Origin of the sequence: Streptomyces sp. AC1-42W, from assembly GCF_003248355.1 — a bacterium.
GTDB lineage: Bacteria > Actinomycetota > Actinomycetes > Streptomycetales > Streptomycetaceae > Streptomyces.
On the sequence record NZ_QKWY01000003.1, the window covers coordinates 137,124 to 153,091 of the forward strand.

16 protein-coding genes are annotated in these 15,968 nt (G+C 72.9%); 4 read left to right on the forward strand and 12 right to left on the reverse strand.

The genetic code is table 11. The features are described from left to right. Positions 1–24: 24 nt before the first annotated feature. Positions 25–1,494, reverse strand: coding sequence for a multicopper oxidase family protein (locus DNK56_RS33525; protein ID WP_111339827.1), 1,470 nt, complete (start codon positions 1,492–1,494; stop codon positions 25–27). 463 nt (positions 1,495–1,957) lie between these two features. Here DNK56_RS33525 and DNK56_RS33530 point away from each other — a divergent pair, with 463 nt between their 5' ends. The 3 genes from DNK56_RS33530 to DNK56_RS33540 are packed head-to-tail and all read left to right on the forward strand — an operon-like array spanning position 1,958 to position 4,619. Then, positions 1,958–3,349: a pyridoxal phosphate-dependent decarboxylase family protein gene (locus DNK56_RS33530; protein WP_199563951.1), complete on the forward strand. Its 1,392-nt coding sequence runs from the start codon at positions 1,958–1,960 to the stop codon at positions 3,347–3,349. Further along, positions 3,346–3,987: a hypothetical protein gene (locus DNK56_RS33535; protein WP_111339829.1), complete on the forward strand. Its 642-nt coding sequence runs from the start codon at positions 3,346–3,348 to the stop codon at positions 3,985–3,987. Before DNK56_RS33530 ends, DNK56_RS33535 begins: the two co-directional genes overlap by 4 nt. Beyond that, complete coding sequence (locus DNK56_RS33540; protein WP_111339830.1) at positions 3,984–4,619, forward strand: DUF6875 domain-containing protein; 636 nt, start codon at positions 3,984–3,986, stop codon at positions 4,617–4,619. Before DNK56_RS33535 ends, DNK56_RS33540 begins: the two co-directional genes overlap by 4 nt. Before the next feature lie 68 nt (positions 4,620–4,687). Here the strand turns inward: DNK56_RS33540 and DNK56_RS33545 are convergent, their stop codons facing one another. Genes DNK56_RS33545 through DNK56_RS33595 form a run of 11 tightly spaced genes read right to left on the reverse strand, consistent with a single transcriptional unit; the run spans position 4,688 to position 14,731 of the window. After that, on the reverse strand, positions 4,688–5,404 hold the full coding sequence (locus DNK56_RS33545; protein WP_111339831.1) for an indole-3-glycerol-phosphate synthase: 717 nt from the start codon (positions 5,402–5,404) through the stop codon (positions 4,688–4,690). Beyond that, positions 5,401–6,156 carry a phosphoribosylanthranilate isomerase gene (locus DNK56_RS33550; protein ID WP_111339832.1) on the reverse strand — a complete coding sequence of 252 codons (756 nt, stop codon included), beginning with the start codon at positions 6,154–6,156 and terminating at the stop codon, positions 5,401–5,403. The genes DNK56_RS33545 and DNK56_RS33550 overlap by 4 nt, the downstream gene beginning before the upstream one ends. Beyond that, complete coding sequence (locus DNK56_RS33555) at positions 6,153–7,298, reverse strand: acyl-CoA dehydrogenase family protein (protein ID WP_111339833.1); 1,146 nt, start codon at positions 7,296–7,298, stop codon at positions 6,153–6,155. The genes DNK56_RS33550 and DNK56_RS33555 overlap by 4 nt, the downstream gene beginning before the upstream one ends. A 30-nt stretch (positions 7,299–7,328) precedes the next feature. Beyond that, positions 7,329–7,703, reverse strand: a complete 375-nt coding sequence (locus DNK56_RS33560) for an ectoine synthase (protein WP_111339834.1) — start codon at positions 7,701–7,703, stop codon at positions 7,329–7,331. Between the two features lie 2 nt (positions 7,704–7,705). Then, a complete protein-coding gene (gene trpA / locus DNK56_RS33565) occupies positions 7,706–8,542 on the reverse strand; it encodes a tryptophan synthase subunit alpha (RefSeq protein ID WP_111339835.1) in 837 nt (278 codons plus the stop codon). Further along, a complete protein-coding gene (locus tag DNK56_RS33570) occupies positions 8,535–9,572 on the reverse strand; it encodes a hypothetical protein (protein WP_111339836.1) in 1,038 nt (345 codons plus the stop codon). Before DNK56_RS33570 ends, trpA begins: the two co-directional genes overlap by 8 nt. Positions 9,573–9,574: 2 nt before the next feature. Further along, complete coding sequence (locus DNK56_RS33575) at positions 9,575–9,832, reverse strand: phosphopantetheine-binding protein (RefSeq protein ID WP_111339837.1); 258 nt, start codon at positions 9,830–9,832, stop codon at positions 9,575–9,577. Further along, positions 9,829–11,358: an AMP-binding protein gene (locus DNK56_RS33580; RefSeq protein WP_111339838.1), complete on the reverse strand. Its 1,530-nt coding sequence runs from the start codon at positions 11,356–11,358 to the stop codon at positions 9,829–9,831. The genes DNK56_RS33575 and DNK56_RS33580 overlap by 4 nt, the downstream gene beginning before the upstream one ends. Then, positions 11,355–12,221: a MaoC/PaaZ C-terminal domain-containing protein gene (locus DNK56_RS33585; protein ID WP_111339839.1), complete on the reverse strand. Its 867-nt coding sequence runs from the start codon at positions 12,219–12,221 to the stop codon at positions 11,355–11,357. The genes DNK56_RS33580 and DNK56_RS33585 overlap by 4 nt, the downstream gene beginning before the upstream one ends. Next, the gene (locus DNK56_RS33590; protein WP_111339840.1) at positions 12,218–13,468 is read right to left on the reverse strand and encodes a beta-ketoacyl-[acyl-carrier-protein] synthase family protein; all 1,251 of its coding nucleotides are present in this window, start codon (positions 13,466–13,468) and stop codon (positions 12,218–12,220) included. Before DNK56_RS33590 ends, DNK56_RS33585 begins: the two co-directional genes overlap by 4 nt. 45 nt (positions 13,469–13,513) lie before the next feature. Beyond that, complete coding sequence (locus DNK56_RS33595) at positions 13,514–14,731, reverse strand: aminotransferase class I/II-fold pyridoxal phosphate-dependent enzyme (RefSeq protein ID WP_111339841.1); 1,218 nt, start codon at positions 14,729–14,731, stop codon at positions 13,514–13,516. A gap of 379 nt (positions 14,732–15,110) precedes the next feature. Here DNK56_RS33595 and DNK56_RS33600 point away from each other — a divergent pair, with 379 nt between their 5' ends. Beyond that, positions 15,111–15,968, forward strand: a complete 858-nt coding sequence (locus DNK56_RS33600; RefSeq protein ID WP_111339944.1) for an AfsR/SARP family transcriptional regulator — start codon at positions 15,111–15,113, stop codon at positions 15,966–15,968.

Here is a 15,968-nt window from a genome sequence, read left to right on the forward strand (position 1 = left end):
ACGGGCGTGCCCGGGTGCGACGGATCAGCGGATGCGCATCTGCGCCATCATGCCCATCGCGGAGTGGTCGAGCAGGTGGCAGTGGTAGACGTAGGTGCCCCGGTAGGAGTCGAAGGTCGCCTGGAGTTTCACGGTCTCGCCGGGCAGCAGGCACACGGTGTCCTTCAGCCCCGCCTCGGCCCCGGTCGGCGACTTTCCGTTGCGTTCCAGGACGCGGAACTGCACCAGGTGCATATGGAAGTTGTGCGGCACGTCGGTGTTGGTGTTGGTGACGGTCCAGACCTCGCTGGCGCCGTACGGGATCTCGGTGTCGATGCGCGCCGGATCGTAGACGCGGCCGTTGATGGTGCCCTGCGGTTCGCCGCCGACGACGGCGACGTTCAGGTCGAAGGAGCGCCACCCGGTCACCGGCGGCAGCGGCGGCAGTGTGCGCAGTACGGGCAGCACCCGGCTCGGGTCGGGGGCCTTGCGCACCACGTCGAAGCGCATGACCTTGCCCGTCCGGCCGGGATCGCCCGGGCCGAGGGTGTTCTCCAGGACGAGCCGGGTGCCGACCGGGTAGCGGGAGAAGTCGATGACGACGTCCGCGCGCTCGGCCGGTGACAGGAGCAGCGAGTCGGTGGTGAAGGGGCGCGGCAGCAGGCCGCCGTCGGAGCCGATCTGGGTGAAGGACGAGCCGTCGGCCAGCCGCAGCGCGAAGAACCGCAGGTTGGACGAGTTCAGCAGCCGGAAGCGGTACTTGCGGGCGGCGACCCGGAGGTACGGGTACGGCTTGCCGTTCGCGAGGATCGTGGAGCGGCCCGCCGCGTCGTCCAGGATGTACAGCAGCTGCCCGTCGTCGTCGAAGTGGGCGTCGCGCAGCGCCACGGTGACGTCGTAGCGCCCGGCCGGCAGCGGCAGCGCCTCCTCCACGTCGTCGGTGAGCAGATAGCTGCCCGACAGGCCCCGGTAGCAGTTCTCGGACTCCGAGTGGTGGGCGTGGTCATGGTACCAGAGCGAGGCGTGCGGCTGCTGGTTCGGGTACGTGTAGGTGCGGCTCGTCCCGGAGGCGAAGGTGTTCATCGGGCCGCCGTCGCTGGCGACGGGCACCGAGGCGCCGTGCAGGTGCACCGAGGTGTCCACGCCCAGCCGGTTGTGCTGGCGCATCACCACGGGGCGCCCGGAGCGGGCCCGGACGATGCCGCCGGGGAAGTGCCCGTCGTAGGTGAGGACGTCGGTGCTCAGGCCCGGCAGGATCGCGGCGCGGGTGCGGCGCATCGTGATGTCGTAGACGTCGGCGCCGCCGCGCGTCGCGTCGGGGGTCAGCACGGGCAGCAGGGGCAGCGGCACCTGGAACGGCTGGACGGCGGGGCCCACGGGGGCGGCCGGGCCGGTCGCGGCGGCGTCCTCGCGCGTGGCGGCGCCCGTCGTCATCAGCGGGGTGAGGGCCGCGCCGGTGAACAGCCCGGCGCCGGTGACGCTCAGGGCGGTCATCAGAGTGCGTCTGGTCACCATCACGGAACTCCTGCTGCTTGATTCGGCGGACGCGCCTAGGGCCTGTCCGGCGGATCTTCGTGGATCAGCCCGCGGCGTCTGGTGCATCCCCAAGTTCTCGGCTTCGCTCGAACAGGGGAGACCCCACTTCTCGGCGTGCGCCCGGATCGCCCTCGTACCGGACGTACTTGGGTGATGCGGGCGTGCGGCGAGAGTGCGTGCCAGGCGTCGCGGGCCCACGAAGATCCACCGGACAGGCCCTAGTGCAGCAAGGGCGGCTCGCACGTGTCTCGGGGGCGGCTAGGGCGGGCGCGAGGTCGGTCGCTTTATCCCGGTACACCCGGGAATGCCGCTTGAGAACGCGTCCAGACCTGGCCCAGATCCGCCAGGAATCCGCTTGCGGCCGGCTTGCGCTCCGCTCCGTATACCTGAGCCGTCCGCTGCCCCACGCCCCTGCCCACCTGCCCCCACCGGAAGGCCGACCGTGGATCTTCGTTACTGGCTGCCGCGTGCCGTAGACGTGGCCGAACACTGGGGAGAACGCTTCGGCCCGTACCGGGAGCACCCGTCGCACCTGGTCGGGGACGAGGAGTTCGGTGCCGCGTTCGCCGCGTTCTCGAAGCGGCTGGACGACAACTATCCGTTTTTCCATCCGAGCTACGCGGGGCAGATGGTCAAGCCGCCCCATCCCGCGGCGGTCGTCGGCTACGTCACCGCGATGCTGTTCAACCCGAACAACCACGCCGCCGAGGGCGGTCCGGCCACCACCGAGATGGAACGCGAGTGCGTGGAACTGCTCGCCGGGATGTTCGGCTTCCGGGGCTCGCACCTGGGCCATCTCACGACGAGCGGGACCATGGCCAACCTGGAGGCGCTGTACGTGGCGCGCCAGACCCACCCCGGACGCGGCATCGCGTACAGCGCCGAATGCCACTACACGCACGCCCGCATGTGCGGGGTGCTCGGCGTCGAGGGCCACCGGGTGCCCGCCGACGGACTGGGCCGCATCGACCTGGACGCCCTGGAACGGCTGCTCGCGGCCGACCGGGTCGGCACGGTGGTGGTGACCACGGGGACGACGGGGCTGGGGGCGGTCGACCCGGTGCACGAGGTGGTGCCGCTGGCCCGGCGCTACGGCGTACGGGTGCATGTGGACGCCGCCTATGGCGGGTTCTACGCGCTCCTCGGGCGCTCGGACCGGCCCGAGGGCATCGACGTACGGCCGTGGCGGGCCATCGCGGACTGCGACTCGGTCGTCGTGGACCCGCACAAGCACGGCCTCCAGCCCTACGGGTGCGGGGCGGTGCTGTTCAACGACGACGCCGCCCGGAACCACCTCGCGCACGACTCGCCGTACACCTACTTCACCGAGGCCGCACTGCACCTGGGCGAGATCAGCCTGGAGTGCTCGCGGGCCGGGGCGGCGGCCGCCGCGCTCTGGCTGACGCTGCAACTGCTGCCGCTGACCCGGGACGGCTTCGGCGAGATCCTGGCCGGCAGCCGCCGCGCGGCCGTCGGATGGGCGGAACGCATCGAGGCGTCCGAGGAGCTGGAGACGTACCAGGCACCCCAGCTGGACATCGTCAGCTACTTCCCCGCGACGCGGCCGCTGACGCTGTCCGCCGTCGACGCCGCGTCCGGCCGGCTGCTCACGGACGGCATGCACGCGGAACGGGACCCCGTGTTCCTCAGCGTGCTGCGGACCGACGCGGCGGACTTCGCGCGGCGCAGACCCGATGTGGTGGCCGACGCCGCCACGGCCCGGGTGATGCGCAGCGTCCTGATCAAGCCGGAAGCCGAACTCCATCTGGACCAGCTGCACGCCCGGGTGGCGCGGCTGGCACACCCCTCATCGAACGGGAGGAAGACTTCGTGACCCACCTGTCCACGTTCCCGCCGCCCCTGCCGACGGCACCCCGGCCGGCCCTGCGGCGCGCCCGACGCGACGAGACCGGCCCCCTCGCGGCGCTGCTGGCGGACGCGTTCCACGACGACCCGCTCACCCGCTGGATCACCCCGGACCCGGAGCGCAGGGCGCGGGTGCTGCCCGGCCTGTTCGAGGTGTTCCTCGACATGTCCTTCGGGTACGACGCGGTGACCTGCACCCCGGACCTGGACGCCGTGCTGCTGTGGACGCCGCCGGGCGCCCAGGCCGAGCTGGAGGCGCGGGGCGAGGAGTTCGCCGGGCGCTTCGAGGACGTCCTCGGTGTCCGCGAGGCCGCCTCGCTGGCGCTGATCGCCGAGCTCCAGGCGTCCCGGCACCCGGCCCGGCCGCACTACTACGCGTCGTTCGGCGCGGTGCGCGGCGGCGCGCGCGGCCGGGGGCTGCTCGGCGCGCTCGTCGCCGGGGTGCTGCGGGAGGCCGACGCGGCGGGCTGCGGAGCCTATGCGGAGGCCAGTTCGCCCGGCGGCGAGGCGTCGGCGCGGAACCAGGGCTTCGTACGGCTGGGCGAGGACATCGTGCTGCCGGACGGCGGGCCGCGCCTCCGGCCGCTGTGGCGGGAGCCGCGATGAGGGGCGACAGCCGGTTGCAGATCTACACGCCGGGTCAGGTGGACCGGGGTCTCGTGCCGGCCGGACAGCTCGGGCCGCTGCGCGAGGTGCTGGAGTGGAGCCGGACCTTCCTGGTGTCGAGCCATCCCGAGCTGGGCCGCAGCGGCCCGGTCTGCCCGTACACCCAGCCCTCGCTGCGCGCCGGCCGGTTCCTGCTCGCCGTGCCCGCGCGGAGCACCCCGGCCGCGCTGCCCGGTGCCGTGGAGGCGCTGCGCAGCTGGTACGAGCGGCTGGCGTCGGAGCTCCCGGAGGACGAACGGGAACTCCTCACCGTACTGATGGTGCTTCCCGACCTGGACCATACGGACCCGGCGGCCCTGGACCTGTTGCAGGCGGACGCCAAGGACGACTTCGTGGCCCAGGGGCTGATGATCGGCCAGTTCCATCCGCTGTGCGCCGAGCCGGGGCTGTGGAACGAGGACTTCGCACCGCTGCGCTCGCCGGTGCCGCTGCTCGCGGTGCGCCGGCTGCTGGTCTTCGACCTGCCGTTCCTGGTCGGCGCGGACCGGCACATCGACCACTATCTGCGCCGGTTCGCCCCCGACATCCCGGCCCGGGTGCGCGACCAGCTGGTCAACCGCGTCGTGTCCTGACGGCGGGGCGGGCAACGCGAAGGGGGCTCCGTGGCCACGGAGCCCCCTTCTTCACACGGTGCGGACACTCACGACGGATGGAGGGCCGGCTGTACGGTGTGCCGGCTGTTCTCCAGGGTGCGCAGCCACTCGCCGGGGTCGCCGCTGCGCAGCAGGGCGGTGCCGACGAGGAGGCCCTTGTAGCCGGCGTCGAGCAGCCGGGCCGCCGTCTGCGGGCTGTCGATGGCGCTGGCGCTCACCGGGCAGGGGGTGCCGCTCGCGTGCAGGGCGGGCAGCAGGTCAAAGCTGCGGGCCAGGTCGCCCCGGTCGCGCTCGCGGGTCTTGATGTCCTTGTTGTTGACGGCGATGACGCACTCGTCGGCGTGCGGCACGGACGCGATCTCGGCCTCGGTGGTGGCCTCGACGAACGGGGTCAGGCCCGCGCTGAGCGCCGCGACGGTGAGCCCGCGCAGGGCGGACGCGGAGAGCAGTCCGGCGGTGAGCAGGACGGCCGACGCACCGAGCTCCCGCGCGGTCTCCAGCTGATCCTTGCGAGTGATGAAGTCCTTCTGAAGCAGGGGGAGTTCGGTCAGCCGGGCGACATCACGGAGCAGTTCGCGGGTGCCGCCGAACCAGCGGCCCGTGACGACCGAGATGCAGGGCGCCCCGGCCTTCTCGTAAGCGGTGACGATCTCCGCGGGGGTGTGGCCGGAGATGAGGTCGAAGCCGAACGCGTCGCGCCGCTTGACCTCCATCACCAGGGGCTGCGGGGCCGACAGCAGGGACTCGATGAAGGGAAGGCTCATGGCTGCTCCGTAGGCCGTGTGGTGGGGATGTCCGTGGCGGAAGGAGTGCGGGGGTCCGGGTGGCCCGGCCCGGTGTTCCAGGCGCGGGCCAGTCCGGCCACCGCGGGTGCGCCGAAGCGGCCGTCGCCGCCGCGGGCCGCGGTGTCGACGTCGATGCCGCGCAGCCGGGGGTGGCTCAGGACCCGTTCGTACGCGGACCTGTTGGTCCGGTCGAGTCCGCCGGCGAGCCAGAACGGCAGGGTGAACCGTTGGGCCAGCCGGAGGACGGTCTCCTCGTCCAGGCGCTGCCCCGTGGAGCCGACGCGGCCGTCGGCGGTGGTGGAGTCGATGAGGAAGAGGTCGGTGCCGGCCCGCTCGTACGCCCCGATCAGGGGACGTTCCGGGCAGGAGCCGTCCATGACGTGCAGCACCTTGACGATGACGGTGTCGGGCAGCGCCGTGCGCAGGGCGCGGACGGTGGCGGGCGGCTGGTAGGCGTGGAGCTGGACGATGCGGATGCCGGTGCGGCGCAGGACGCCCGCGACCGCGTCCGGGTCGCCGAGGAAGGTGACCAGGACGGGGTGCAGGGTGCCGGTGGCGCGGACGGCCGCCGCGAGGGCGGCCACCTCGTGTTCGGGCAGGTCCGCGGGGCCGCCGGGGACGCCGTGCCACAGGCCGACGAGGCAGGCCCCGGCGCCGGCCAGCACCTCGATGTCGCGGGTGCTGGTGGCGCCGCAGACCTTGAGGGTGCGCGGTGCGGACAGGGTGGTCATCGGCCCAGGCCCAGCTTGGACGCGATTCGGTTGTACTGGATCTCGTTGCTGCCCGAGTAGATCGTGCCGCCCACGGCGTTGCGGACGTCGATCTCCAGGCCGTACTCGCTCATGTAGCCGTGGCCGCCGAAGACCTGGACGGCGGTGAGCGAGCCGGCGAGATTCGCCTCGCTGGTGATCAGCTTGGCGATGGCCAGGTCCTCGGTGACGTCCTCGCCCTCCTCAAGGCGTTCGGCGGTGTCGTACAGCCACTTCCTGGCCGACTCCAGGCCGATCTTGGCGTCCACGATCTTGTTGGCGACGGACTGGTAGGAGCCGATCGTCCTGCCGAACGACCTGCGGGTGCGGGCGTACTCGACGCAGCGGTCGAACCGGTGCTGCATCTCCCCCACGTTCACGATGAACGAGAGCAGGATCTCCCGCTTCATCACGTGGTCGAGGACGATGAAGCCGCCGCCCACCCGGCCGAGGACCCGGTCGCGCGGGATGCGGCAGTCGTCGAAGTACAGCTCGCTCAGCGGAGAGGTGCGCAGGCCCATCTTCTTGACGGGCCCGCCGACGGTGAGGCCCGGGGTGTCCCGGTCCACGAGGAACGCGGTCACGCCCAGCGCCCCGCCGTCGGGGTGGGTGCGCGCGTACACGACGAACACGTCGGCGACGGGGCCGTTGCTGACGAAGCACTTGCTTCCGTTCAGCACGAAGTCGTCGCCGTCGCGTTCGGCGCGCGTGGTCATCGCCATCGCGTCGCTGCCGGACTCCGACTCGGTGATCGCATGGGCGCCGATCGCCTCGCCGGAGCCGATCCGGGGGAGGTATTCCGCCTTCTGCGCGGGCGTGCCGAAGCGCATGAGGGGGACGCCGGTGCTGGCGAGCGTGGTGGTGACGCAGAAGTTCAGGCCCGCGTCACGGCAGTGCTCGCCGAGCCCTTCCAGGACGTACATGGTGGTGAGGAGGGACTGGCCCAGGCCGCCGTGCTCCTCGGCGAAGGGCAGGGCGAGGATGCCGGCCCGGCGCACCAGTTTCCACTTCTCCCAGGAGAACTCCGCTCGTTCGTCCTGGGCGATGTGGTTGGCGCTGAGTGCCTCGCCCCACCGGGCCAGGCCGGCCCGCAGGTCGGCCTGGTCGGTGTTCCAGCGGATCACTGGGCCCCCTTTCAGAGGTGCGCGTGCGGATCAGTAGGCGGAAGAGCTGTGCGCGTCGAGGCTGTGCACCTCGTCGCCCTGGAGCGCCGGGGTGAAGACGCAGACGAGGCGCAGGTCCTCGTGTGGGGAGGCGACGAGGAAGTGCGCGTCGTGCTCGTCGAGGGAGTACAGCCGGCCCGGTGTGATGGGGTGCACGGTGCCGTCGAGTTCGATGACCTCGCCGGAGCCCTCGATGCAGTAGCAGGACTCCAGGTGGTTGCGGTACTCCAGGCGGGACTTGGTGCCGGCGCGCACCGTGGTGTCGGTGATCGAGTAGCCGACGCCGTCGGACTCGGTGAGGAAGCGACGGCTGAGCCCGTTGCCCCAGTCGACGCTTTTAACGGTCTCCAGGTCACGGATGATCATGGTCAACTCCTTGTTCGGATAGGGGTATTGGCCGTACTGATCTCGTCCGGTCCGGGCTGGAGCGACCGGACGAAGTCGCGCAGTGCCGTGGTGACGGAGCCCTCCTCTTCGAGGGCCCGCGCCACGCGGGCCACGCCCGCGGAGCCGACGATCGCTGCGTCGGCCCCGCTCGCGGCGACCGCCGCGACGTGGCTGCGCGTACTGACCCCGAAGCCGACGGCGATCGGGGAGTTCGTGTGGGCCCGCAGCCCGGCGACGACCGGGGCGAGCGCGGCGTGCCCGGCGGGCGGCGCGGTGCCGCTGCGGCCGTAGTGCGCCACCAGATAGACGTACGCGGATGACTCGCGGGCCGCGCGGGCCCGGGTCTCCTCGGGGCTGGTCGGGTAGCAGGTGGTGACGACGGCGGTGCCGGCCGCCTCGGTCGCCTCGCGGTAGGCGTCCCGCAGCCGGGGCGGCAGGCCGTGCACCAGGAGCCCGTCGGCGCCGGACGCGGTGATGTCCTTGACGGCCGCGCCCAGGTCCCGGCGCTTGAGGGAGTGGCTCCAGTCGGCGAGCAGCGCGATCCGCAGCCGCCGCAGCCCGGGCCGGACGCGGGCGACGAAGCCGAGGACGTCGTCCAGGCCGGTGCCCCGGTCCAGGGCGCGGCGGGCGGAGCGGCGTACGACCGGCCCGTCGGTGAAGGAGTCCGGGAAGGGCACCGCCAGTTCGAGGCAGTCGACGCCCTCCTCGTCCAGCATGTGCACGACCTCGGCGAGCTCGTCCAGGGACGGGTCGCCCGCGTTGAGGAACAGCGTGAGCCCGGGCCGGCCGGGTCCGCGTCCGGTGAAGAAGTCAGCCATGGCGGACCGCCCCCGCCGCCACGGCCTTCCGGGAGCGCAGCCGCTCGACCAGGGCCACGGCGGCCCCGCTGGTGACGGCGTCGTCCGTGGCGTCGAGCGCGTCGCGCCAGGTGGTGTGGTGGCCGGCCGCGAGAGCGAGCGCGGCGGCGTTGAGCCGGACGGTGTGGGTGGCCGCCGGGTGGGCGCGCCCGGCGAGCACGGCCAGGAAGTGGTCGGTGGCCGCGTCCTTGGGCGCGGGGGCCAGCGCCTCGAAGCCGCCGTCGGCCGGGATCAGCGCGCCGGGCTCCAGGACCTGGTCCTCGCCCCGCGCGATGTGGACGGTGTTGCGGGCGAAGCCGAGGAGTTCGTCGGCGCCCCGGTCGTTGCTGGTGAGCCACACCGTGCGGCCGGTGACCGTGGCGGCGAGGCGGCGCAGGTCGTCCAGGGGCATGGTGTGCGAGACCCCGGTGACCTGGGCGGTGACCGGCAGATCGGCGAGGAGGGGGCCGAGCGCGTTGAGGAACCGCCCGAACGGCTTCATGCTCACGGGCGCGATCAGGCGGGCGAGCCGGGCGAGTTCGGCCGGGTAGACGAACGGCCCGGTGAAGGCGATCCCGTCCCGTTCCAGGTGCTCCTCGGTCTGCTCGTACGAGGAGGTGAGGTGCACCCCGAGGCGTTCGAGGAGGTCGACGGAGCCGAGGCTGGAGGTGTAGGCCCGGGAGCCGGACTTGACGACACGCACCCCGGCGGCGGCCGCGACGAAGGCCGCCGCGGTGGAGACGTTGAAGGTGGCGGGGCCGCCTCCGGTGCCCACGACGTTGACGGTCGCGGGCCAGGCGGGCCCGGGGCGCGCGGGGCGCCGTTCCATGAGGGTGCCGTGCAGGGCGGCAAGCGTCGCGGGGTCGGGGAGCCGGGTGGTCAGCGAGGCCAGCAGGGCGACGGCCTGCTCCCGGGGGAGCGTGCCGTCGCCGAGCCAGTCCCACAGAGACCGCCAGGTCTCGTGCTCGGCCACCGTGTGCCGCGCCAGCAGGCCGGTGAGCGCGTCGTGCATGGTTAGCCGCTCACCCCCTGGCGCGCATTCGCCACGAAGGTGCCGATGGCGGTGACGCTGCGGAAGTTATTGGGGTCGAGGTCCGTGTCGTCCACGGCGAGCCCGAAGCGGTCCTCCACCCAGGCGATCAGCTTGAGCAGACCGAGCGAGTCGATGGCTCCGCTCGACAGCAGGTCCTGGTCGTCGGCGAGTTGGTCCTGGGTGAGGTCCGGCAGGAACTCCTCGATCAGGAACTGCTTGATGGTGGCCGTGTTGCTCATGACGTCCTTCCTTCTACTGTGGTCAGCCGGCGGGACTGGTCCGGCGCCCGGGACGGTCCGCTCAGCCGGTCGAGCGCGGTGCGGTCGACCTTTCCGGTGAGGGTCTTGGGCAGCGGTTCGTCGGTGATCCGCAGGACGCCGGGGACCGCGGCCCTGGGCAGGGCGCGGGCGCAGTGTTCCTTCAGGAGCAGGCTGTTGAGCCCGCTGCCGGGTGCGCGCCGCACCCCGGCGACGAGCCGTTTGCCGGTGAGCGGGTCGGGCTGCGCGGCGACCCCGGCCTCCAGGACGGCGGGGTGGCTGAGCAGCACCTGCTCGATCTCGGCGGTGTTGACGGCGACGCCGCGTACCTTGACCTGGAAGTCGCTGCGCCCGGTCAGATGCAGCAGCCCGTCGGCGTCGCGCCGGACGAGGTCGCCGGTGCGGAACCAGGCACCGTCGTCGTGGCCGAGCGGGTGGCCGGTGAACCGGCCCCGGCTGCGGGCCGGGTCGAGGTAGCCGGCGGTCTGGAACGGCGTCCTGACGTGCAGCTCGCCGGCGCCGGGGCCGGTGACCTCCCGGCCTTCGGCGTCCAGCACGAGCACCGAGACCCCGGGGAGCGGGGTGCCGATGGGCAGCGGGCCGGATTCGGTGGCCGGGGTGCCGACGTCGTACGTGAAGCTGTCGTTGGTCTCCGTGCAGCCGTAGATGTTGGTGAGGCGGGCGGCGGGCAGCATCTCTCGGAGTTCGGCCAGGGTGCGTTCGGGCAGGGCGTCGCCGGTGAAGGCGGCCCGGCGCACCGAAGGCAGCAGCACGCCGGCCCGGCGGGCGGCGTCCAGCACGAGCCGGTAGAACATCGGCACGGCCTGGACGATCTCCACGTCGTGCCGGAGCAGCAGGTCCAGCAGATGGCGTCCGTCGACGGCCTTGTCCGGGTCCACGAGAACGACCCGGCCGCCGTGTGCGAGGGTCGTCCACACGTCGAGGAAGCAGAGGTCGAAGTTGAGCGGCGCGTAGTTGAGGACGGTGGTCCCGGGTGCGACGGCGAAGGCGGGCCCGGCCCAGCTGACGAACCGGTCCACGGCCTGCTCGTCCAGCGGCACGGTCTTGGGCAGCCCGGTGGAGCCGGACGTGGTGAGCATGAAGGCGGTACGGGGAGGCACCGGGTAGGCCGCCGAGCGGGCCGGGACCCGCACCCCGCGCGGTTCGCCGCCCGGCGTCAGCACGTATCCGCAGCCTGCCTGCGCGAACAGCCGGGTCAGCAGCTGCTCGCCGAGGTGCGGGGAGGGCAGCAGGAACGGGCGGTGGGCGAGCAGGCAGCCGAGGACGAGCGCGATGGCGTCGGGCGACTTCTCGGCGAGGATGCCCACGGGTTCGCCGGCCGGCGGCCCGAGCAGGGCGAGGCGCTCGCGTTCGCGGCCGGCGCTCTCGTACAGCTCGCGATAGCTGGTCTCCTCGCCGTGCCAGACCAGGGCGGGCGCGTCGGGGCGCTCGCGGACCTGAGTGAGGAAGCCGGGGAGCAGTCCGGTGATGGGGCCCTGGCCGGTCATGGCCGCCGTCCCGCCAGCCGGGCCCAGCCGCTCTTCACGGCGATGCCCGAAGGGGTGCGGCAGGTGAAGCGGACCAGGGTGCGGCCGGCGTCCGGGGCCAGTTCGATCCGCAGCGGGACATCCGGGACCACGGGGGCGGAGAACCGCCCGCTGACCGCGCGGACGCGGGTGACGTCGCCGTCCGCGTACCGGTCGGCGATCTCCTCGACGGCCAGGGCGAGCACGCTCATCCCGTGCGCGATGACGCCGGGGAAGCCGGCCTCCTCGGCGGCCCGGTCGTCCAGGTGGATCGGGTTGAGGTCGCCGGAGGCGTGGGCGTAGCCGCGAATCCAGGCGGAGGTGAGCCGGTGCTCGGCGACGGCCGGTTCACCGGCTCCGCCGGACGGGGCGGGCGCGGCCGTTGCCGGGATCCGGCCGAAGGGCTCGATGGCGGCGGCGCCCACCAGCAGGGCGCTGGTGAGGAGTTCGGCGCGCGGGGTGCCGTCCTCGCCGGTGAGGCGGGCCCGGACGGCGACGCGGGTGCCCTTCGGCTCGCGGCGGGCGCCGGCCACGTCGAGGCCGACGGTGATCCGCTCGCCGGGCAGCGGGGGCCGCTCGATGTGGATGTCCTGGGCGAGGTGGACGACGGAGACGGGCTCGGGCTCGGCCGCGGCCAGGTCGCGTACGGTCGCGTCGGCGAGGGTGTGCGCGAGGACGAAGGCGTGCACCGGCGAGGCGCCGGGCTCCCCGGCCGCGGGCAGGTCCGCGCGGACGGCGGCCCGGAAGGCGGCCACCTCGTCGGGGGTGAGGGTGCGGATGGCGGTACGGGGCTGGGCGGCGGGCTGCGCGTCGGCCTGGGTGGTGGGCTGGGCGGTGGTCGTCATACCGGCGCCACCACCATGCTCGCGTTGTGGCCGCCGAAGCCGAAGGAGTTCGACAGCGCGGGTCCCAGGGCGACGGGCCGTGGGCTGGTGTGCACCACGTCGATCTCCATTCCTGGCTCCAGGTGTTCGTGGTTGGCGGTGGGCGGCACCTCTTGGGCGCGCATCGCCTGGACGGCGGCGATGATCTCGACGGCGCCGGCCGCTCCGATGAGGTGGCCGATGACGCCCTTGGACGCGGTGACGGGCGGGCCGTCCGAGCCGAAGACCTTGGCCAGGGCCGTCGCTTCGGCGCGGTCATTGTGCGGGGTCGAGGTGCCGTGCGCGTTGATGTGGGCGATCTCGTCGGGGGCGAGCCCGGCGGCGGTGAGCGCACCGGTCATCGCAGCGACCGCACCGGCCCCGTCGGCCAGCGGCATCGACAGGTGGTAAGCGTCCGAGGTGGCCGCGTACCCGGCGATCCGGGCATAGCTGCGGGCGCCCCGGGCCAGCGCGTCGTCCAGGCGTTCCAGGACAACGAAGCCGGCCCCCTCCCCCATGACGAACCCGTCGCGGTCCCGGTCGAAGGGGCGGGAGGCGTGCGCCGGGTCGTCGTTGCGCCCGGAGACCGCGTTCAGGTTCCCGAAGGCGGCGAGGGTGACCGGGCTCAGGGTGGACTCGCAGCCGCCCGCGATCGCCACGTCGGCCCGGCCCGACTCCAGGAGCGCGGTGGCGTGCCCGATGGCGTCGACGCCGCTGGCGCAGGTGGTGGCGATGGTGGTCGCGGGGCCGGTCCAGCCGAGGCGCATGGCGATCTGGGCGGCCGCCGCGTTCGGCATGGTCAGCAGCGGCATCAGCGGATTGACCCGGTGCGGGCCCGCCTCGCTGTAGTGCGCGGACTCGCGGTCGCTGGTGGCGCGGCCGCCCACCGCGTTGCCGACGACGATCGCGGTGCGCCCGGGCTCGGGGGCCGGGGCGCCGGCGTCGCGGTGGGCGGCGAGCGCGGCCGTGGTGCCGTACAGCGCGAAGGGGTCCATGCGCCGCGCGTCCTTGGCGGACACGAGGGCGTCGGGACCCTGGGTGTCGAGTCCACTGACCCGGCAGCCGATCCGGACCCGGTGGCGGGACAGGTCCAGGTGGTCGAGCGGGGCCGCGGTGGAACGGCCGGCGCGGAGCGCGGCCCACAGGGCGTCGGGGGTGCACCCCGCCGGGGTGACCACACCGATCCCGGTGATCACCACCGGGGTGCGGTGGGAGGCTGCGGCTGTCATCTGTCTGGTCTCCGTCCGGTGTCCCGGGGGGGCTGGACCGGCCGGTCAGGCCGGGATGATGCCGCACTCGCGGGCGGACTTGATGAACGCGTCGGCGGCGAAGTCGATGTCCTCGGGCGTGTGCCGCGCGGTCACCGCGATCCGCAGCCTGGCCAGGTCGTTGGGGACGGCCGGGGTGACCACGGGGATGCCGATGACGCCGTGCCGGCGGCAGGCGGTGGCCAGGTCGTACGCCTTCTCGTCGGAGCCTGCGATCAGCGGCAGCACCGCGGTCTCGCTGTCCTGGGTGCGCAGCCCCTGGGCGTTGACCAGGGCGCGCAGCCGGGCGGACTCGCGCTGGATGTGGGTGACCCTCTCCGGTTCGCGTCGCAGGATACGCAGGCTCTCCAGGGCGGCGGCGGCCTGGGCCGGGGCGAGGGCGGCGGAGAAGAGGAACGGCCGGGCGGCGTAGCGCAGGTGGCCGATGAGTTCGGCGGGTCCGGCGACCCAGCCGCCCATGGACGGGATGCCCTTGGACAGGGTGCCGAGCTTGATGTCGGCCTGCACCCGCTGGTCGAAGTGCTCCTCGATGCCGCGCCCGGTGGCGCCGATGACGCCGAGCGCGTGGGCCTCGTCGACCATGAGCAGCGCGTTGTGCTCGTCGCACACCTTGCGCAGCTCGGGCAGCGGGGCGATGTCGCCGTCCATGGAGTAGACGCTGTCGACGATGACGAGCCGCACCCCGTCGGGCGAGGCGGCGGCCAGGCGCCGGTCGAGGTGGTCGACGTCGTTGTGCCGGAACCGGGTGACGGTGGCGCCGGAGAGCCGGCAGCCGTCCACGATGGAGGCGTGGTCGTACTTGTCGATGAAGACGGTGTCGCCGGCGCCCACGAGACCGCCGACGGTGCCCACGTTCGCCGCGTAGCCCGAGCTGAAGACCATGGACGCCTCGCGGTCCGCGAAGCCGGCCACCTCGGCCTCAAGCTCCTCGTGCAGCGGGATCGTCCCGGCCAGGGCGCGCACCCCGTGGTTGCCGGTGCCGTACAGGTCGACGGCGGCCTTGGCGGCGGCGACGACGCGTTCGTCGCCGCCCAGACCGAGGTAGCTGTAGCCGGACATCATCAGCAGCCGTTGTCCGTCGAGGTCGGCGTAGGCGCTGTCCCGCTCGACCGTGTAGGAGACGAAGCTGTTGCGGCGCTCCGGCTCGGACTCCAGTGCCGCGACGCGCCTGTTCGTGACGGCCATCTTCGGCGCCAGCCGTTCCCAGCCTCCGGTTGCGTTCACGTGGGTCTCCTCAGACTGATTCAGTCGGCCGGCGAACGGCCTATTACATGACAGGATTTCTACGCCGCGCTCCGCAACGCGGCCGCAACAAGGAAACCGGAGCCCTTCTTGAATTACGCTCGAAGCCGCTCGGGATTCACTAGAAATCCCCTGGTGAACGCATGGAGAAGGGTTGAATCATGGACCCTCGATTCAGCGGAACTTGGGCTTCCACCCATTCCCCCCGGTATGTTCCCGGGCTCAATTGACACGGCCTGAATGCCCCTGCGAGGGTCACGTCGACATCACGGGGAATGGCGAGAACCGAACGGCGCAAAGGAAAAGCAACGGCGCCGTGTTCCCCGCTCGGTTCCTGATCTGCCGCAGGGGGAGTGTCGACGTGTTGATCCGGCTCGTAGGACTTGTCAGCATCGAGCACGAGGCGGAACCGCCCCGGCATCTGTCGAGCGCACAGGCCCAAATCGCCTTAGCCCGGCTCGTCCTGGAGCGCTCCGCGGGCACCGGCCGCGACCAACTCGCGGACACGCTGTGGCCGCAGGGCCTGCCCGACACCTGGGCGTCCGCGCTGCGCAGTGTCGTCAGCCGGGTGCGGTCCTTCGTCACCAGCGCGCACCAGAAGCCCGGCGAGACTCCGCTGGTCGCCCAGAGCGGGCGGTATCTGCTGCATCTGCCGGGCGACGCGGTGACCGATGTGGAGACGGCCGAGGCGTCGGTCTCCGAGGCCCGGCAGGCGTGCCGGGAGGGCGCGCACGCGGTGGCCCTGCAACTGGCCTCCGGCGCTGTCTCCAATCTGCGCGGCGCGTTCCTGCCCGCCCACGAGGGCGAGTGGGTGAACACCACCCGCGAGCGCATCGAGGCGGTACGGCTGAGCGCCCTGGAGCTGTCCAGCGCCTCGGCCGCCGCGCTCGGCAACAGCCACCACGCCCTGCGGTACGCCGACGAGGCGGTGCGCAGGGCGCCGTTCCGGGAGAGCGCGCACCGCTGCCGGATGACGGCGCACGCCGCCGCCGGCAACCGGGCCGACGCGCTGCGCGTCTACCAGCAGCTGCGCGAGCTCCTGTCGGACGAGCTCGGCATCGAGCCGGCCCCGTCCACCCAGACGCTCTATCTGGACCTGCTCCGCCAGCCCGACCCGGCCCGCGAGGCGGCCCGTGCGATGGCCCCGTACAGCGGCCCGGCGGCCGTCGACCCGCTGCTGATGAGCGCGTACGCCCCCCTGCTCCCGCCGGCCGCGTAG